The 20,282-nt window shown below is 41.4% G+C and carries 17 protein-coding genes and 2 pseudogenes; 5 read left to right on the forward strand and 14 right to left on the reverse strand.

What is annotated here, in order from left to right:
* The first annotated feature begins 111 nt into the window (after positions 1-111).
* The 3 genes from chrA (at position 112) to SU60_RS14355 (ending at position 4,092) form a co-directional block, all read left to right on the forward strand.
* Positions 112-1,251 carry a chromate efflux transporter gene (gene chrA, locus SU60_RS14345; protein ID WP_041156116.1) on the forward strand — a complete coding sequence of 380 codons (1,140 nt, stop codon included), beginning with the start codon at positions 112-114 and terminating at the stop codon, positions 1,249-1,251.
* A 441-nt stretch (positions 1,252-1,692) separates the two neighbouring features.
* Positions 1,693-2,796, forward strand: a complete 1,104-nt coding sequence (locus SU60_RS14350; RefSeq protein ID WP_041156117.1) for an O-antigen ligase family protein — start codon at positions 1,693-1,695, stop codon at positions 2,794-2,796.
* A gap of 468 nt (positions 2,797-3,264) precedes the next feature.
* Positions 3,265-4,092, forward strand: coding sequence for a phosphatase PAP2 family protein (locus SU60_RS14355; RefSeq protein WP_342418114.1), 828 nt, complete (start codon positions 3,265-3,267; stop codon positions 4,090-4,092).
* A gap of 495 nt (positions 4,093-4,587) precedes the next feature.
* Here SU60_RS14355 and SU60_RS14360 read toward each other — a convergent pair.
* From SU60_RS14360 to SU60_RS14425, 14 genes and pseudogenes are all read right to left on the reverse strand, one after another.
* Positions 4,588-5,600, reverse strand: a pseudogene (locus SU60_RS14360) (tetratricopeptide repeat protein).
* Between the two features lie 32 nt (positions 5,601-5,632).
* Positions 5,633-6,579: pseudogene (locus SU60_RS14365) on the reverse strand (type II secretion system F family protein).
* Positions 6,580-6,581: 2 nt separating this feature from the next.
* Positions 6,582-7,550: a type II secretion system F family protein gene (locus tag SU60_RS14370; RefSeq protein ID WP_041156119.1), complete on the reverse strand. Its 969-nt coding sequence runs from the start codon at positions 7,548-7,550 to the stop codon at positions 6,582-6,584.
* A 9-nt stretch (positions 7,551-7,559) separates the two neighbouring features.
* Positions 7,560-8,999: a TadA family conjugal transfer-associated ATPase gene (locus SU60_RS14375; protein WP_041156120.1), complete on the reverse strand. Its 1,440-nt coding sequence runs from the start codon at positions 8,997-8,999 to the stop codon at positions 7,560-7,562.
* 12 nt (positions 9,000-9,011) lie between these two features.
* Positions 9,012-10,235, reverse strand: coding sequence for an AAA family ATPase (locus SU60_RS14380; RefSeq protein ID WP_041156121.1), 1,224 nt, complete (start codon positions 10,233-10,235; stop codon positions 9,012-9,014).
* A 10-nt stretch (positions 10,236-10,245) separates the two neighbouring features.
* Positions 10,246-10,764, reverse strand: a complete 519-nt coding sequence (locus tag SU60_RS14385; protein ID WP_041156122.1) for a TadE/TadG family type IV pilus assembly protein — start codon at positions 10,762-10,764, stop codon at positions 10,246-10,248.
* Positions 10,761-11,231: a TadE/TadG family type IV pilus assembly protein gene (locus tag SU60_RS14390; RefSeq protein WP_084735853.1), complete on the reverse strand. Its 471-nt coding sequence runs from the start codon at positions 11,229-11,231 to the stop codon at positions 10,761-10,763. The genes SU60_RS14385 and SU60_RS14390 overlap by 4 nt, the downstream gene beginning before the upstream one ends.
* 134 nt (positions 11,232-11,365) lie before the next feature.
* Entirely contained in the window at positions 11,366-12,532 is a 1,167-nt protein-coding gene (locus SU60_RS14395; protein ID WP_342418115.1) for a pilus assembly protein TadG-related protein, read from the reverse strand.
* A 22-nt stretch (positions 12,533-12,554) separates the two neighbouring features.
* On the reverse strand, positions 12,555-12,782 hold the full coding sequence (locus SU60_RS14400; RefSeq protein WP_041156123.1) for a hypothetical protein: 228 nt from the start codon (positions 12,780-12,782) through the stop codon (positions 12,555-12,557).
* Positions 12,783-12,803: 21 nt separating this feature from the next.
* Positions 12,804-14,276, reverse strand: coding sequence for a type II and III secretion system protein family protein (locus SU60_RS14405; RefSeq protein WP_041156124.1), 1,473 nt, complete (start codon positions 14,274-14,276; stop codon positions 12,804-12,806).
* 7 nt (positions 14,277-14,283) lie between these two features.
* Complete coding sequence (cpaB, locus tag SU60_RS14410; RefSeq protein ID WP_041156125.1) at positions 14,284-15,024, reverse strand: Flp pilus assembly protein CpaB; 741 nt, start codon at positions 15,022-15,024, stop codon at positions 14,284-14,286.
* A 25-nt stretch (positions 15,025-15,049) separates the two neighbouring features.
* Complete coding sequence (locus SU60_RS14415; protein WP_041156126.1) at positions 15,050-16,357, reverse strand: ATPase AAA; 1,308 nt, start codon at positions 16,355-16,357, stop codon at positions 15,050-15,052.
* A gap of 117 nt (positions 16,358-16,474) precedes the next feature.
* Positions 16,475-16,957, reverse strand: a complete 483-nt coding sequence (locus SU60_RS14420; RefSeq protein WP_342418116.1) for an A24 family peptidase — start codon at positions 16,955-16,957, stop codon at positions 16,475-16,477.
* Positions 16,958-16,982: 25 nt separating this feature from the next.
* Complete coding sequence (locus SU60_RS14425; protein ID WP_041156127.1) at positions 16,983-17,174, reverse strand: Flp family type IVb pilin; 192 nt, start codon at positions 17,172-17,174, stop codon at positions 16,983-16,985.
* Positions 17,175-17,593: 419 nt separating this feature from the next.
* Here SU60_RS14425 and SU60_RS14430 point away from each other — a divergent pair, with 419 nt between their 5' ends.
* The gene (locus SU60_RS14430) at positions 17,594-18,337 is read left to right on the forward strand and encodes an AraC family transcriptional regulator (RefSeq protein ID WP_041156128.1); all 744 of its coding nucleotides are present in this window, start codon (positions 17,594-17,596) and stop codon (positions 18,335-18,337) included.
* Positions 18,338-18,535: 198 nt separating this feature from the next.
* Entirely contained in the window at positions 18,536-20,242 is a 1,707-nt protein-coding gene (locus SU60_RS14435) for an AMP-binding protein (protein ID WP_041156158.1), read from the forward strand.
* Positions 20,243-20,282: the final 40 nt, after the last annotated feature.

Here is a 20,282-nt window from a genome sequence, read left to right on the forward strand (position 1 = left end):
AACCCAATCCCATTTCATTCATAGTTTTCATTAAATCTATTAATTGGAATCATTTTATGTGAATGGGTAAATTGGCAACAGCGGAATTTTAGAATATTGAATAGGATCAGCATGTTTACCATTTTCAAAACCTTCTTCTGGCTCGGATGGATCAGCTTTGGCGGTCCCGCAGCACACATTGGTTATTTTCGTAAAACCTTTGTAGAGAAGTTGAAATGGCTCGATGACAGCGAATACGCACAAATCGTCGCATTGAGTCAGTTTTTACCCGGTCCAGGTTCTAGTCAAGTGGGGTTTGCCTTAGGCTATAGACGCGGTGGTTTAACTGGTGCATGCGCAGCCTTTCTTGGATTTACCCTACCTTCAGTTTTAATTATGCTCGTATTGGCCATGGTCAGCAGCCAAATCACCGATACCACTGTTTTTCAAAACATCGTGCATGGTTTAAAACTGTTAGCCGTTGTTGTCGTAGCGGATGCAACGTGGGGTATGTATAAAAACTTCTGCCAAAGCAAACTGACGGCGGGTTTGTGTGTCTCAACCGCGATTGCATTACTGGTGGCACCAAGTTTGTGGACACAAATGATGGTATTGATCGTTGCCGGATTGATTGGCACGCGCTTTCTTCATCAGCCATCAACGGCTGAGAGCAAACCGTTTAAACCAACTCTCACACCATTAATGATATTTGCTTTGTTGTTCATTGGTTTGCCTTTGCTCGCGCATACCCTCCCAATACTCGGCCTGTTCAGTGACTTTTTCCAAGCCGGCAGTTTGGTGTTTGGTGGCGGTCATGTGGTACTGCCTTTGTTACAGAATATCGTTGGTGATCAATTGAGCCAAGACGCATTCCTAACTGGTTATGCCGCAGCGCAAGCTGTACCGGGCCCGATGTTTACCTTCGCAACATACATTGGCTATCAAATGTCTGCAACGCCAATCCTCGGTGCCCTGATCGCCACCATTGGCGTATTCCTCCCGGGCTTTCTCTTACTGCTTGGTGTACTCAAAAACTGGCAAGCACTGGCAGGTAAACCTAGAGTCTCGGGCGCGATTCATGGTGTCAACGCTTCGGTGGTTGGTCTTCTACTCGCTGCACTTTACCAACCGGTATTCAGTAGCGCCGTGACTGCCCCTATCGACATCGCCTTAATCATCGCCGGCTTTTATCTGCTTAAGAAATTGAATCTGTCGATACTGTGGTTGATTGTGTTTTTTGTGGGGATGGGAGCAGCGGTTGGTATTCAATAAGTGCGCAAAATAAAATGTTAGCTAAGTAGAAATATGGAAAAATTCGCCGTCATGTGACGATTCCCTTACCTATACTCATAATACGTAAAATCATGAGTAAGGTGTGATGTTCAAGACGGAACAGTTTTCACTACAAAAACAATACCCTACGCTGCTACTGTTCTTTATTCTAGGCGGAAGCATATTACTGAGCTTTACTCCCTATTGGCTTGATCCTACTACTCTATTTGATAATAAGCGCTTTTTTATTATCTTTTATCTGCTATGCACAGCGATAGTTCTTTTAGTCTCATGGTCCGTGCGTGAAAAAGTCATTGTATCTCTATCCACGTTGTCACGTACGAATGGCGTGTTATTAGCTCAGCAGTCGCTGCAGCGACTGTCGCCAACATTTCTAGTTTGTACTGGGTCAAGTCACAAGCCGTATTTAGTTACGCGCTGATGCTCATGATTGTCACCACTTTGCTGACGGGTGTCGTCCTAAAGTATAAAGATGTCATTTTACGCCTGTATGTTTGGTTGACATTCTCGATCTTTCTTTCCGTTTTTCTTTTCCATATCCTCGCGACTTGGCAAGGTGATATTCCAAACTACCGCTACCTGTTCAGCTTTGTAAACCCAAGAAACATAAATTATGTCCAAGTCTGGCTAGTATTGCCCCTACTCTATTGGGCATGGACAAACAAAGGAAAAGCGAAGTCTTGGATGTTCGCCATTCCAGTCGTGATTCAATTTAGTTTGCTGTTTGCTCTGGATGCAAGAGGGGCAATTATTGCTAGTTTTACGGGGATAATACTTTGGATACTGCTCTCAGAAAAAAAAGTAGAAAAACTCAAGTGGGTGCTGACATTGGTAGCTTGTGGGCTTCTCTTAAAGTGGCTGCTCTTCACGCCGCTGCCGCAGTATTTTATTCATGGGGTTTGGCCTGACGGACAAGGAGAGATTCGCTTAAGTGATTCAAACCGACTGAACTTATGGTCGAACGCCATCGCAATGATATCATTTTGGGGACACGGTGGAGATACCTTTGTTTGTAACAACGATGTCATTGCCCACTCCCCTCACAATTCCATTCTGCTAATGGCTGTCGAATGGGGAGTCATCACCGCGCTTTGTTATATCGTGTTATTGCTGCATACCCTCTATCGCGTTTGCAAAATCACAAATGAATCTGTCCGAATTTTAGGTCTGACTGTGCTATCTGGGTTTGCTTACAGCTTTATATCCTCAGTAATTAACGCATCGATGAGTCAAGGCTTTGCTGCTATATCGGTCGCTCTATATTGGGCAAGTGTTAGAGAAGTAAATACGTCAGAGAAAGAATCAAAGTCTCGCTTACTTTCATCAAAAGCATCAACATTTTCGCATCTCTGTCTGATATTTATCGCGCTTTGGTCTCTCATCTTTATTGGCTATAAAACTTACCAAAGAATAGACAATAACCAATATCGCCACATCAAGTTAGACTATTACATGCCTCAGTTCTGGATAGAGCACAACTGCATGGATGCAGAGCCGAAGTTAAACTTGTCTTCCAAACTCTAGCGTCGATTTTTGAGAACATTCGTTAACTCTGGACATTGATAAAATACGGCCATTGATTAGACTATAATGTAGACAATCCAATTCTGTGATTGAGAATGAATTTGTAATAGATAAAGTTCACAACGTCAGGTTGTCCATTTTCAACTATGCTTTGTTAAATAAGACGAAGTTTACAATGGGATAATGATGACACAAGAACGCAAACTATCAATCACTATCACTTGGCGAGAAAGAGTTGACGTAGAGTTAAGCTCTATAAAAAAACATTTACTTGTTGACAAGGTACTATATCTATACTGCCTTATTACCACATTCATTATCTATCTTCTTTCATATTTCGTGAACTCCACCATCGCATACTCTTTTATAACCTACTTAAAAACAATGGGAGTCGCACTTTATATAACTGGCATATCATTTAGCATTTATTATTATTTATACTTAATTTTAAATAAAGAAAAGTATATATTGAAAAACTTCTTTACTAAAATAATAAATTTCTTATTCCCTGCAGGCAGGATAGTATCGATTTTTATATCCCTCCTAGCCTTCAACTTAATATTTTCAAATCATACTTTTTTAAAATCTCTTATTCCTAAAATTAACCCATTTAAGTGGGATATAATTTTTTCAGAAGTTGATAAGTTTATTCATTTTGGATTCTACCCCTGGGAAATTACACATGCAATATTCTCATCTCCGTTATCATCACTAGCGATAAATTTTGCATATAATATTTGGTTCTTCTTTATGTGGGGACTGTTAATATTTTTCATAGTCTATAAAAACAAACCTCAATTGAGGCAACAGTTTTTATTATGCTTTTCTTTGTCTTGGATGATAATCGGTGTTTTTTTTGCCACGATATTTTCTTCTGCAGGTCCATGTTTTTTGGAACTTATAACAGGAAATAATCAATATGCACCATTAATGATCAAGCTTACAAACCAAAATCAGTTCCTTATGGATATGCACATAGGTAAATTATGGGCTCTACCAACACAGCAACACCTTTGGAAAGAATATATGACACATGCAAACAGTATAGGTTCCGGTATTTCTGCCATGCCAAGTATGCATGTTTCTATAGCAATTATTATGGCACTAAGTGTTTACCGGATAAATAAAAAAATAGGTTTTTTTGCTTATGCTTACGCTATATTAATATTGATAGGATCAGTACATCTTGGCTGGCACTATGCAATAGATGGTTATGTATCTATTTTTCTAACGATAGCTCTATGGAAATTAATTGGATACTTAGTTAAAAAGATAAGATCGTTGAAATATAAATAATAAAACATGGAAAAACTTACAATGATAATGAAAAAAATGCAGATATAAGAATAGCATTAAAAATATTTTCTGCAGTATTTGTAAAATCAAAAAACCTACAAAATAAACAATTATCATACTAAATTTAGAACTAAGAATTATTAGAGTAATATACTTTTCTTACAGCCTTCATGGAAGGGAAAATTGAAACCATTAAAAAATCATTAGTCGCACCAGCTATATTTATTTACAATATTATCAGATTTAACGCTTTAAAATTAATCATAAAATCATATTAATATATATTTTTATTAATACATAACATTCAAACAATAATGCACATGATTACTATCTTTTTTATTTCTACCACCTCCATTAAATAGAAAAAACTTTTACAAAACCTGACCAATTCTAATTAAAAATTCTCCTCAATTTCTCAAGACGAATTTTTATTTAATAGAGAACAAACAATTATATTTTGGTCTATACGCATAATTGTTAATTATTTTAATTACACTACTGAAAAAACGCTTTTGAAGTATCTCTATCTGCCCTTACCATCGCCAAAGCACGCTCTAAGTTTTCATTGGCTTTGCGTAGTAAGAAGGACTTTTGTCAATAGCTTGCTGTAGGTATGGAATCGCCTCACCCGGTTCATCACGTAAAATTAAGAAGTAACCGACACTATTTAGCGCTTCGGATGGCGTCATATGACGACTGAAGATACCAAGCGCCTTACGCGGCTCGCCTCTTGCGATTGCAATCAACCCTAGGTTATTAATTGCTTTCTCATTGTTGTTGTTTAGGTTTAAAGCTGAATTGGTGAAGTGCGTTGCTTTACCGTAATCGCCAACCATGTAGTAGGAATAGCCGATACTGACTAATGCATTTTCGTTGTACGGTTTAATTTCAAGCGCTCGACGTAAGAATGCTTGTGCGGTTTCATGACGATTGTTGATATCATAGAGAACACCGAGCCCCACATACGCATTAACTGGAGAATTCTCATCATACCTCAAAGCCATTACTTTTTCGGTTGTGATTGCGTTGACGACTAAGTCCCCTTTACCACCTAATCGAACTTGGTCTGCATTCAGGGCACGTAAATAGTAGTCGTTACCAACATCTTTCCGTCCTTGCTTAGTATAGAGCTTACCTAGTTCTTCCAATGACCCTATATGATTTGGGTTTTCAGCCAAAGATGCTCTGAACGATCGGTCTGCTAATTCAAAGTCACCTTTTGCTTCGTGAATACGGCCAATAGTGTATAACGTTTTATCTTTATGTACGCCGTTTTCAAATGTGAGTGAACGGATGTATTCGTATAACGCCAAATCAGTATTCTTACTGGTTAGGGCTCGATCCCCCCTCTCAATCGCTTCTTCCTCACTCAAAGGCGGCTGTTCACTAGTTAATGACTCAACCGGTTTACCTGAATAAAGACTTTTATCAAAATTAGATTGTTTGGTGTCGTTATTAGCACACCCAGAAATAACTAGCACCGTAGCTAGCAAGTAAATTTTCCACATAATCGTCCCTTAAAATGCTCGTTCTTTCATTTTTATTTAGAAAATGCTTCTGCAAGCGTTATCAATGAAGGCCCTATCGCAACAATAAAAAAACAGGGCCAAATAAATAACACCATCGGAAACATCATTTTGACCGGAATTTTTGCTGCGATTTCCTCTGCAGCTTGCTGTCTTTTATCACGGAAATCCTCCGTATATTCTCTGAGAGAGTCCACCAAACTGCCGCCCACTCGAGATGCATGGCTAAGCATACTCACTAACCCCATAAACTCATCGAGCCCGGTTCTAACTATCATTTCTCTTAAACTGTCAGGCATTGATTTACCCGCTTGAATTTTCGCACATACGGTATCAAGTTCATCAGCCAAATCAGGGTGGGATATCACCATTTCATCACCAACACGACGTAAGGAAGCATTAAAACCCAATCCAGATTCGGTACACACCACCAATAAATCGAGCATATCCGCAACACCCGAACGTATTTTCTCTTGACGCTTTTTAACCATTCGCCTCAAGATAATGTCAGGAAAAATCAAGCCGATAAATGCACTGGCTGCCATGTATATATAGAGGTTATTTGATTTGGGTAATACAATGTAAAACCCAAAAGCTATCAACAAGCCAATGATAGTAGTAAGCGATTTTATCGAATAGAACAGAGACAACGCATTTTTCTGATGAAATCCAGCATGCATCAGCAATATCCGATTTGTTTGACGATCCTTTTCATTTTTTGAAGATGTTAAAGGCGCTAGAGATTCCAATGTATTCAACATTTTTTCATTTGCTGACAAATGTTGCGGCTTTTCATCACCCGACGATATCTCTGACAATTTACGTTTTATTGGTGAGTTGACGCCAATTATCATATACCTAACGTCATAACTATCAGGACTGTTGTAACCAAGACAAACAACATAAATAACATTTCTTGACTTATGTTCACGCTAGAAAATAAATCACTTATTGTATCCATAGCTACACCTCAAAGTTTACAATTCTACGGATCCATATTGAACCAATGAATAGTGAAACCATTCCGCCTATGATCATTTTAATTCCTGTCGGATGGTTGTGTAAGATAGATATGTAATCCGGTTTGAGTAATGCAATAATGATATACATCGCAAACGGTGCCAAAACCAATACCCAAGCAGACATCCGAGATTCAGCTGAAATTGTTTTTATTTTTCGTGCAAGCTTAAAACGGCTTCTCAATACACGAGACAATTTTTCAATATTTTCGATTAAGTTACCGCCCGTTTCTTTTTGTAGTAGAACAGCGCTGGAAAAAGCCATCATTGAGACGGTAGGCACGCGCTCACTCATTTGCATAATCGCCAAACGCATATCATAGCCATAATTCAGCAAGCTGAACGTGTTCTTAAACTCGGGACCTATTGGCTCTGGCATCTCTCGGCCAACCTCACCAAACGCTTGATTTATCGGCTGTCCAGCTTGGAGAACACGCTTAATAATATCCAGCGCTTCGGGAAGTTGCTCTTCGAACTTCATTAACCGATCGCCAATACGCTTCTGAATCAAAAAGTACTCAATGACCCAAAGAGAGAATGCTGCCCCCACACACATGTACCAAGGCTGGCTAAATAGTAATAACAACAAAGCAATGATGACGCCTACGACAAAGGAAAGAAAAAGAAATTTACCAAATGTCATATCGATACCGGCCAACTCTAACTTTTTTTTGAAGACTGCAAATAAAGAAAATTGCACTAAAAATCGTTCAATACCAGAAAGGTGTTTCAGTGAGTTTTCTTTCAATAAAGAAATACTCTCCTGATCAATATGTTTATGGCTCTCTTTAATACGTTGAATAAGATGTCGGTGTTTAACTTTCTTACCTGCAGACGGCATGATTAACGCTTGACTGATAAAAAATACCGACAAGAACAATAACAGCATAAACAGTGGTAATTGGCCGCCCATAGAGCCTCCCTAACGTATTTTTTCGTTGAAGATTTCAAAAGGCAGATCAAGGCCTCTTTTAATCAACTGGTCATGACAATCAGGAACAATGCCTGTGGCAATATAATCACCGATGACATTACCGTTCCCGTCCACCCCCTGTCTTTGAAACTTGAAGATCTCTGACATGGTGATCACTTCACCTTCCATGCCATTGATCTCCTGAACACTGACCATACGACGCTTGCCGTCTTCTTGTCGGTCCATTTGCACCACAAGATGAATCGCGGAAGCGATTTGAGAACGTAAGTTTTTGGTTGAAACATTCCACCCCGCCATAGAAAACATGTTTTCCACTCGGCTTAATGCGTCGCGTGGTGTATTGGCGTGAATGGTCGCAAGGGAGCCATCATGACCGGTATTCATGGCAGAAAGCATGTCTACTGCTTCACTACCCCTGACCTCACCAACAACGATGCGATCAGGTCTCATACGTAACGAGTTTTTTACTAATTCTCGTTGAGATATTTCACCTTTCCCTTCGATATTGGCTGGCCTAGTTTCCAAGCGCACCACATGCGGCTGCTGCAGTTGTAACTCAGCAGAGTCTTCTATCGTGACAATTCTTTGATCAGATGGAATAAACCCTGAAAGAATATTGAGTGTGGTTGTTTTACCCGAGCCTGTCCCTCCCGAAATGAGGATGTTCATTTCACCTACAACGGCTGCATTGAGGAATTTTGCCATTTCAGTTGAGAGAGAGCCCAACTCTAATAAATTGTCCATATTCAAACGTTCGACCGCGAAACGACGAATCGATACCGAAGCACCGTCAATAGCGAGCGGTGGGATGATGGCGTTAAAACGCGAGCCATCTTTTAAACGAGCATCCACCATTGGCGAGGACTCGTCAATTCGCCGTCCCACTTGACTAACAATGCGGTCAATGATGCTGCGTAAGTGTCGATCATCGAGAAAGGTATGAGGGGTTTTTTCTAACTTACCAAAGCGCTCAACAAAAATACTCTTCGGTCCATTAACCAAAATATCTGATACGGTGGTGTCCGCCAGCAGGGGTTCCAGTGGCCCCAAACCAAAAATTTCATCTTCAATCTGGCGAATCATCCGGTTTCTGGCTTCCGAGCTTAATGGGTGAGTCTGATCTTCAGCAATCAAGTGAACGACTGCTTCACGCAATTCCTCTTTTGCGCGGTCTTCTTGCAGATGTGATAGCAACCCTAAATCTAACGTATCTAAGAGTTTGCTATGGTAATAGTGCTTGATCGCCTGATCACTTTCTAACTGCTTTCTCTCAGCTTCCATTGCTCGAATTTTCTCATCAATCGATGCCGTTTGAGCAACAACGTTACTTTTCGAATCAGAAGCGGATCTGTGAGTTTTCTTCTCATTAGCAGTCACCAGCTCTGTCTCTGGAAACGTACTGCCAATATTCTTTCGTTTAAAAAACATAGCAACTCCCTGCTAAGAAAATAATCGACCTAACCAACTTTGTGCTTTTTCGTTGCTAGGTGTCTCTAAACCGTGTGATATCTCTATAAGTGATGACTTGATGGGACAATTTTTCTTCGTTTGCACGATTGGCTTACCCAAGTTGGAGCACTCCATTGCCAATGCGTAGTTATTAGGGACTAAAAACATTTCCCTATTTGGAAACGTTGCTTCAATATCTTTGAGCGTAATGGAATTTTTCTTTTCATATCGATTCACCACCAGCTTGACTTGCTCACCCGATAAGTGGTGATCGAACTGCAATGTTTTCACATAGTTAGCAGCATGCTTGATCGAGGTGACGTTTTGCTGCATCACTAAATAGACATACGAAGCAGGGCTGACTATATGCTGAAAGACATGTTCAACACCATTCGACATATCGACAAGAATGTGTCTATAAAATTGGCGTAACAATGGAATCAGAGCACTGACTTTCTCCGCTCGGTCATAGTTGTCTTTAATATTGTCAGAACTAAAGCAGAGATAATTGACCCCAGAAGCATGTCGATAAACCAAGCCATCCAGAGATAAATCGTCAAGGTCATCCATGGTATCGATCACATCATTAATACTGTATTTAGGTTTACTGTTTAGATAGTCAGCCGCATCGCTAAACTGCATTCCCAAATCAATCAACAACACTTTGCCTTTAGAATATTCCGACAACGCTATGGCGGTATTCAATGCAACCGTCGTCGCTCCGGAGCCGCCTTTGGTATTGATAAAAAGGGACAGTTCTCCCAACTCACTGCTAGAAATTTTTTCGTTGGCAATGTCCTCTAGCAGTGGCAACAACTCATTAAATCCGACTTCGCGGTGAAAATAATCAGAAGCCCCGAGCTTTAATGCTAGCTTGAGGGAAGTGGTGTCTTGCTCATCGCCAAAAACAACCAAGGCAGTTTGATTACGTTGTAAGTTACCCTCGTTAGAATAAATATGGGCAACTCTTTGTGCCCAATTACTTCCAGCTTCAATATAAATAACATCCGGTGTTCTTCTGTCACCCAACGACGTTACTGCGACTTTATTCAAATCTAACAATTCTCTATTTACATTGACGCACTTCGAAAGTTCCAAATCCATATGAGTTTTGAACTCAGTCGTCGCATAAATTACCCAAATATTAATATTCGCTTTAAGGGAATATGTGCTGTTTGTTTTTATCTCTTTATCTAGTTCTACTGGTTTCAACATAATTACTCCCTCAGCAATCCTCATGATCATTAAGACCTGACTCTGGCCTTAATACCCCTAAACTTTCTGCTGGTAGAATCGTCTGAAATTCAGGGCTTGCACCGACAGCATTAATTAATAACGATAGAACTAAGAACTTGAAGGTATAATCTACTTCTGCTTTGACAAAACGAATAGTGGAAAACGTTGCGTTTAATGCATCAGTATCAGCAGGGGGCGATGTCAAGAACCCCGATACATCTACGTTATTACCATCCTTATCAAGATAGCTAATCGTCAAGTTTTCCGGCGAAAATCCAGGTGGATAGAGCGCTGTTACTGCTGGAAGCTGAGGAATATTATCTCGATCAGCGATATAGCAAACCGTCGCTAAACGTGCTGCCCTGCGAGTAACTTCATTGGCCATTTGTATTGAATAAAAATAAAGTGCAAATTCCATAATAGAAAAAATAACTAACAGTACCGCTAACGCGATCAAAGTAAATTCAACCTGAGTTACACCTTTCTGTTTACGCAAAAAATTACTCATGGGGCTGTCCTCATCTTTGTTGATGCGCCAATCGTGAATGACAGCGAGTTATTCGTGAATGGAAGCGTATTAAAGATTGGCTCATATGTATACGTGGCAGAAAGTGTCACCTCGTTCGGTACCGTTGTGTCATCAATATCGACATCATCCTTTTCTATGTATTTCAGAACCTTAGAAGCCCCAACCGGCGGAGACGGTGTTCCGTAGACCACCACATTTTTAATTTTATTCTTATCAGCAATCGCCCCAAAGTCTAGCGTCCCGTAGGTATCTACTACCGCGTACCTAACCCCATTTTGCAACGCTTTATTGATTTCTGTGTACTGAATAAACGCCCGACTTACATCAATAAGCAATACAGCAAGCATTAGCAGCACGGGTAAACAAATAATAAATTCAAGTGCGGCAAGGCCACCTTGATATCTATTAGTTTTGTACATAACACTATTTCGATTGCCAATGTTCATATCAAGACGCTCCACCATAAGGATCCTTGTAGAGCTGAATCTTATATGGGCCAATCGTATCACTAGGGTCTATGCCCGTTGATGCATTTTTAACAGTGCAGTCCTCGAGAAATTGGCCATATATCTCTGATTCGTTACCTTTTTTTTTTCACTTGTTGTGTAATAAAAAAACAACCTATCCCTAGGACTTCCAAGTCCTTTTTTCCGCCAGATTTTGGTGAACCATCACAATTAACGATAGGCACCCGAAGTGTTCTTCTTCCTTCTTGCCCCGACGGTTCGTAATAACTTGTGTTACAAATACCACCACTTTTACACGAATTTAACGCAGCGTAATAATCAGCATAATAAAAAGCATCTGGATTAGAGGTACTTTCCGCTTCTTTATACACAGATTCATAGTTGTCATAAGTAACATTAGACTCTTCTAAATACTTATCCGATTTAATTTCTTCTCCCGTATCTGTCTTATTACTCGACTTAGTGTCAAATCGTGTATTTAAACCTTGTGCAACTGGGCCCGTTCCTTTACCCGTTTCAGTTGTAACCGTATTTCCAACAGAAATACAAGTATCTGAGATACCAGCCAATAAGTCTCTAACGGTGTTTTTACCGGAACCAAAATCTAACAGATGATAATTACCTGCGCCGATTCCTCCATCTTTATGACCTGACGGCTTTAACACATGAACAGTTTCAGCAATCTTGTCAGTCTTAGCGTCATAATTGGGTTTCGTACTCGGTATATACCCCCAAGCAAGATCAGTTGCAGCAAGGTTTCCACACATCGCTATTGGTGAGATGTTGCACGTACTCGTTATTGGAGCACTGGGGCCTGCTACCGCACTTGCAGACACATTCTTTCCGACACCAAATATATAGCTTAGGTATTGAGTTAAATTGACATTACTAACCGCGATACGAACATAAATGTCATCATCAGCTGTCGGTGAAAAAGAGGCTACATCAACAAAGGTTTGGTTATCAGTAGAAAAGGTAATAGAAATATTTTCTGATGTGTAAACTAACTCTTCATTACCAGTCGAGGTAGCAAAACTATTGAGTGCTGCAACAGCAGCCGTTTCAGCTAAATTTGCATCTCCGGTGTCATCGGCTACGACAGCGGAGGCCAACGCGGCCGAATCTACAGCATTTTGCAAACGCGCTTTGTTTAAGACTTGGTGATTCAAATCCATTGCAAATGCACCCATGCCAATCAAAATCAGCATGATTAGACTTATCAATACCAAAGTGATCCCTTGCTGTGATCGCCTTGATGTGATTATTTTTCTATACCGCATAGCAGCCTCCTAAGTGATGTTCTCACTTATTTTTCTTAGCTACACCATTGTTGTTATATACTTTTAAACTTGTTTGGGTACGCTCACCGCTTCCCTCGGGCAGATAACCTAAGTTTTCGTGCCAAGCTTCTGGGTTAAGAGTTTGCTCCGCGCGGAGTTGGTTCTTAGCGACACCAAGCGCTGGCTCATTAGCGCACCCCCACAAGCCAAAACAGATAAGACCAACGGTTAACTTGATTATGTTATTCATATCACTCACTTCCCTAAGCGTTTATAAGCTGTGTCCAAACTGCCCATCAGTACCGCCTTCACCTGAGGTAAATTGATAGTCTGGTTGATTTTGAGTACTCACACTTGCTTCATCATCAAGCTTGTATTTATCAAAATCTAAACTTGCCCCCTTCCCAAGCAGATAGAACTCCACATCATTCGGGCTCACATAGCCATCCGTTGGTAATGTAATTCGGCGTCTATCTATTGGTTTGGCTAAACGTGGTGTGACAAGAATAACCAACTCAGTTTCACCGGAAGTAAATTGCTCACTTTTAAATAGACGCCCCAACACAGGTAAATCAGACACACCGGGCAAGCCTTGGTCGACGTTTCGCGAGTTCTCGCTTAACAAGCCTGCGATACCCATGGTTTGGCCATCAGCTAATTCCAACGTACTACTTGCACTACGCTTAGTTAAAGGCGGTATATAATACGCGGCGTTAGTATCTCCGACGCTATAAGTCACGACGCCAGAAGTGGCCAACTCGCTCACACTGACATTAAGCTTTAGATTTATCTTCTTATCACTCAGGATGTAGGGAATAAAATCGAGCGTGACGCCATACTCTTTGTAATCAATGGTTATGCCATCTTCATTAGGAACAGGAATCGGGAACTCACCACCTGCAACAAATTCCGCTTTGGTACCACTAAGTGCGGTTAAGCTGGGCTCTGCCAATACTTTGGCCACACCATTTTGCTTCGCGATATCTAAGGCAAAGGTAAATAAGGTATTACTGTCGATAAACGATCCCAAAAAACCAAATTCATTCACTCCTGCATTACCACTCAATATCGGACCAATACTATCAATCGCTCCACCGACCGTTGTCGTTCCCCAGGTGATGTCGCCGCTTTTTTGAAAGAAATGAAAATTAGTATCGAAGGTGCGCACTAATGAACGCTGTACTTCAGCGACGGTAACTTCAAGCGTCACTTGTTGAGCGCCACCAATAGAAAGTAAGTTGATCACTGAACTCTCAGTTTCTTGGTCTTGGTCTTTGTTTTCATCTGCAGCTTTACCCGCCGCAAACGTTTCTGCGACTTTGATTGCCACATCCATATTTTGCTGATTACTCACAAGCCCTCGCAATACGATCTTGTCTTGAGTACTATGCACTTCAATGCTTTCTTCAGGCAAAAACTGATGAAGCTTAGATTTTAAAGTATTCAAATCATGGGTTACTTCAACGTTAAATGACTCAATAATGCGCCCATTGCGATCCCACACGGATACATTGGTCGTGCCTAGTTTTTTGCCTATCAGATAGAGCTCGTTTGATCGCAAGACCAAAATATCCAAAATAGCCGGATCACCTAACGTAACTTTTTTCGCTTTACCCGAAATCATCAATTGGGTCGACTGGTGATGAGGTACGCTAACAAACCGTCCTGACTGCGCGGCAGCGTAGGCTGTGGTACTCGTGAGCACCATGATTAAGTGGCTTAAAATTAGTATTGTTCTTTTCATAATTCACCTAATTACTCACTCGTACATTGGAAGTTTGTGACCCTTTAATTACGGTCACGCTAGGTCGCGGCTTGTAGGTTCGTACTGGTGGTGCTTTGTCAATGGTATGCGGATTTCTCAACGCAAGCTGAATGCTGCCTTTACTGTTTTCAGTGAGCAGTTTTTCCGCTTCTTTCGGCGTTACTTCTAAGGTTACGGCTCGCACGATTACTGGCTTGTTATCGTTAGTTCGTGCCGTTTGGTCAACAGCGAGTACTTTAAGGTTTTTTAGGACAGTTCGAGTACCGCTATTTTCCCTAGTGTTCAGCACATCAACCTTGTTACCAGGCAATAAGAATCCGGCAACACCGATGACATCATTCACACGAATAGTCAGCGCTCGTTTATCTTCAGGAATCATGGCTGCCAAAGTTACCCCCTCTCCAGGAACAGCTATGCGGTTTGGATTGATCAATTCACCTTTATAGATGGATGTCGCAACCACTTTGCCCACTGCCGACGCTGACTCTTTTAAGGTTGTTTCTTCAATCCAATCCACTTCCATCTGCTTAGTCGTTAGGTGCTTGCTTTCAATAATCACCCCGGGCTCTAAATCAGTGGCAGCAATAAGAACTGGGTGACGCTCGACTTCTTCTAATTTAATCGTAGGCTGTGTTTGGTTATCTAACCACTGTTTTGCAATCATCACTGCGCCCAACCCAAAAGCGATGGATAACAGTAACAGCATGGCAATTTGCGTTTTACTCATGACTTCCCTCTCCTTTACTCATCCACTACTCATCCACGGTAAAATAGAGACCCCAAGCACGAGTCAATACCTCGTTCGACACCTGCTGCCCTATTTCCTCAAACAACAGAATATCTCTGCTTATTCCCAAAATGTCCTTTGGCAAACACGGAAAAAATCCCGTTTGAGTCTCGTCATGTAATTGTTTTAATTGGTCAAAAAAGCCTTCATCAAGATCAAGTTCATAACTTTGTGCTAGCTCCATCCATAATTGACAATACTCATCTAGCTCTAATGGGGTGAACTCGATTTTGTAGCCGAGACGACGTAAAAACGCCGGATCGGCAATCGAACTCGGAGACAAGTTAGAAGAAAATGCTAATGTTAATAGGAATGGCACAGAGATTTGTTGACCATTCGGTAACCCGAGGTGGTCAATAAAGTATTCCATAGGCACAATCCAACGGTTAAGCAGCGCATCCACTGGCATGGATTGACGTCCTAAGTCATCGATCACCAGAATTCCGTTGTTCGCCATCATTTGCAGTGGCGCAATCCAGACTCGATTGTGCTCTGAGTGATTCACTTCCAGCATATCCATGGTTAACTCACCGCCCACTTGAATATTAGGGCGTTCACACAGTATCCAGCGTTTATCATAATGGTCAGCCACTTTGACAAAGGATTTGCTGTGTGAGTTATCGATACGTTTGTGGTGATGTTCGGAAAACACTTTGATGATATTGCCTTCGGCATAAACAGCGTGAGGAATAAATACTGAAGTGTTTAAGGCATTCAGTACTCGTGCAGCCACATAACTCTTACCCGTCCCTGCATGCCCATACAGCAACAGCGCGCGACCTGAGTTTATCGCAGGCCCCAACACCGGGATTAGTCGTTGTGAGCCATACACATCATCCAGCGCGCGCTCTACATCGGATCGTGTAATCGGCTGATTACGTAGATTTTGCCGCTGCACGACATCCCAATATTGCTCTAAAGATACAGGAACCGACCCCATATACGCTTCACGGCGAAACGCCAACTCAGCTTCAGCCGTGCCTAATTCCGTTAACCCATAGCGTATGTTGGAATAGGAACTCGTCGCGCTTAACGGTTGATAAACTTCGACCCAGCTTCGGCTACGCATGTGTGCTAGTGAAGACTCAACGATCGTTGACACCACACACAACCTATTCGACAATTCAATCAAGTCTGATTTGGGATAGGCAGCCAAATGTTTAAGCAGTAAGTGCTCCACCACCGCTATAGGAATGTCCAAATTATCTTCGGATACCGGAACTGGTGGAGGCGCTATTTGCGGCACTAAGCTGTCTTTGAAGACCTTAGCCATAAAGTGGTGCCCTCCTAATGTTGGCACTTACTCATTGCCTTTGCTGGCAAGTTATCAATTGCCAAACAAAAGATTCCATTCTGAATCAAGCATTAAATTGAGTATTTTCTGGTAGCTCTAATGAATATAAAAGTAGTACGCCAAACCTATGACTATCGCTGGTGCAAAAGGAATCACGAGTGGCTGCTTAGACTTCCATCCCGGAGTGACTTTCTGTACAGCATAGCCTTTAACTTGCTGTGTAAATGGAATGGTCGAACATGCCACATGTAACGCTAGATAAAATAAGGCGATTAAACCACCAGCCACAACGATATAGAGCGAGACTTCCCCCATTACATCAATACCAACCCACAAACCAACCGTCGCCAGAAGCTTTACGTCGCCTCCAGCCATAACTCTGAGCAGATACAACCCGAAACAAATAGCAAAAGTCGTAAGTAGCCCTTGAATGTGACTCCCCAACACTTCACTCCCTTGCATGTAGATATCTGCTAAAACGGCACAGGCAAGTAAACCTACAAGCTGATTCGGTATACGGTGCCTCTGAGCATCAGAGACACCGATTACAGCTAACAATACCCAAATAATTATGTGCATACTGATATCTGTCAGACTTTGACTATTAACCACCAGAGTTAACTTCAATCCCATCAATCTCTGAAGATACTTCACCAAACTTATCAGCCAAAGCTCCCCAGAAGTCCATACTGAGTAAGGCCGCTACAATCAATGCCGCACCTAAGATATATTCAAGAAGCGTCAATCCTTCTTCATCATTCCAAAAGTCTTTTAATACTTGTGTGAACTTGTCCATTTTGCCCCCTAAAGATCTCTGTTTCTTCAGACATCTCTTTCATTGATGTTAAGTTAATCCCTTACGAGACGTCATGTATTTGACGTTCGCTTATAACTTAGGTTAGCAAAGTGTTAGAACGTTAGGACTTTGTTAAGATTAAGTAGCACTTTTTTGCCCTATCACTTAGAAGGATAATGCGCTTCAAAAATGAGACATTCATTCAAAAATAGTGATGCACTTATCATATTTAAGCGAACAACTTTTTAAAACCAGAACTAAAGGATTAGTTTTATAGTTAATACTAACAATAAAAGAATGAATTAAGAGTGAGACAAAAAACTCAAGGAATGAGAAAGTACGCACTCTCAATAACAGAAAGTAATTAGATAACGTCAGATAACAACAAAAATCTTACATTTCGCTTAAATGGGTTGTTTATGGAAAATCAAACCAAAGCTTATTGGATCGGAGAATCATTTCAATCTCTGCCTGAACCATACTATTCTGAATTTTATAACAATTTTGAATTACACGATTACAGCAACGACATTTCTATACTGAGTAGTAAAGAGTGTGAGTATTTTTTTTATTACCTCACTCACGATCACAACGAGTTACTAAAAGGCATCGTCACCTTGTGCGAGAACTTGGATAAAAGGTTGATTGTGGTGTATCCGCACAACGATACGAATACTGAACCTAATGCTCCGGCGGAGCTCTACGAGAGTTTACCTCCTGAACATGTCACTGCAGAATATTACTCTTTAAATCAAAGCACTATCAATAATTGGCTTTCTCAGATCAAACTAAAATATTTCTTATCCAACGGAATAAACAGTGGTGAAATATCGATTGAAACAGGTGAAAAAGATATATCCCAAGTAATTCATTATATTATGAATAATATTGACAAGGATGTGCGCGAAGAAGATGCCGCGGCACTGTGTCACTATTCCCCGACGTATTTCTCGCGAGTATTCCATAAAAAAGTGGGCATGTGTTTTCGAGATTACATCACCACTAAGCGTATTTCTTTAGCAAAACAAATGCTTACTGAAGATGATTCGACAAAGATTGCTTATATTGCTTATCAATGTGGTTATCATGATGTGTCTTATTTCTCGAGAATATTTAAAAAGAAAACCGGACTGTCTCCTGCCAGTTATCGTCAGCAGTTTTGATTTGCGCCTATTTATCTTTTATGAACACCTTTTTCGCGCTCGTCAAACCAACGGTAACGTACCAAAACTAACGTTACCGTTGCCACAGTTTTCGCCACAAGCGATTCACCACTTGTGACTTACCATGCTAAAGTTAACATTACATTAACAACTATAAATTCAAATAACAGTTAACGAGATGACATGGAGTCACAGATGATGAGTCAGCCAAAATCCAACAGCGCGGCTGCTTGCGCTCTCCCACCACCAAATGAAATGATCCTCAAATGGGCACAAGAACGCCCGAATGAGGTTTATCTAAAACAAATCATCAACCGACAGTTTGTCGAATACACCTATGCCGACGTGGCGGATCAGGCGCTTCGGCTGGTTAGCGCACTGCGCAAGCTTGGTATTCATCCTGGTGATAAAGTCGCACTAGTATCCAAAAACTGTGCAGAATGGTTTATCTGCGATTTAGCAATGATGCTGGGTGATTACGTCAGTGTGCCAATTTTCCCTACCGCTGGCGCAGACACCATCGAGTACTGCATCACCCATAGTGAGAGTAAAGCGGTCATTGGTGGTAAGCTGGATGACCCTGCCGCAACACAGCAAGTGATTGATAGTATCGCAGACCTAATCAGTATTTCATTGCCTTACGATACAGCGCCAAGGTGTCAGTATCAGTTCAAACAACTCATTGATGATGCCGAGCCAAGTGAAGAACGCCCACAACATTACGACGATAAGTTGATGTCCTTGGTGTATACATCGGGAACGTCCGGTTTACCAAAAGGCGCGATGTTGACCTACGGCGCGTTCTCTTGGTCAGCCCAGCAGTTGATCAATCATATTGGCATACAAGAAAATGACCGACTGTTTTCTTATTTACCATTGGCGCATATTACCGAGCGCGTGTATATCTTTGGCTCTTCCATCATGGGAGGGGTCCCAACCGCTTTCCCTGAGTCACTCGATACCTTTATTGAAGATGTCAAAATGCAGCGTCCTACCTTGTTTATCTCAGTGCCAAGACTCTGGACGCTATTCCAACAACGGATTCAAGACAAGCTTCCGCAAAAAACATTAAACATTTTATTGAAAATTCCATTCGTGAACTCGTTGATTAAGAAAAAGCTCGCGGACGGCTTGGGATTAGATCAAGCGCGAGTACTGGGCTGTGGCTCCGCCCCTGTATCTCCAGCACTGCTCAAGTGGTATCACTCTATCGGTCTGAACATCACTGAAGCATGGGGCATGACTGAATCATTTGCTTACAGCACACTGAATTACCCGTTCCGCGCGGATAAAATCGGCAGTGTGGGGAATGCAGGCCCAGGGGTTGAGCTCAAGATCGCGAGCGATGCGGAAATCATGGTACGCAGTAAAGGCTTATTCTCCGGTTATTATAAAAATGACATAGCCACTCAGGAGTCGTTTGATAAAGAGGGTTGGCTTCATACTGGCGATATTGGTGCTATTGATAATGAGGGTTACTTAAGTATACAAGGTCGTAAAAAAGATACGTTCAAAACGGCCAAAGGTAAGTTCGTCTCACCTGTACCAATAGAGAAAAAGCTGTTCGAATATAGCCGCGTGGAAATGATGTGTCTGATTGGATTGGGCTTACCTGCGCCGATTCTACTTGTGGTTCCGCATGACTTCCCTAATTTCGATAAACAGCGCTATGCTCGCTCGACCAAAAAAGTGATTGAACGAATGAACCAAGAGCTGGCGTCGCATGAGCAAATTAAAGGGGTGTTGATGATCAAAGAGCCGTGGAGCATTGAGAATGGCATTCTCACGCCAACGTTAAAGATCAAACGCCATGTGTTGGAGCAAAAGTATCACGAGATCGGTCACAATTGGCCTAAAGATCAATTAGTGCTCTGGGAAGACGAACTAACGACAACTCATGAATAAAAACGAGGAAGAACACGAATAATTATTTAGAACTGGATTT

Source organism: Vibrio mytili (assembly GCF_000830505.1).
GTDB classification, from domain to species: Bacteria; Pseudomonadota; Gammaproteobacteria; order Enterobacterales; family Vibrionaceae; genus Vibrio; species Vibrio mytili.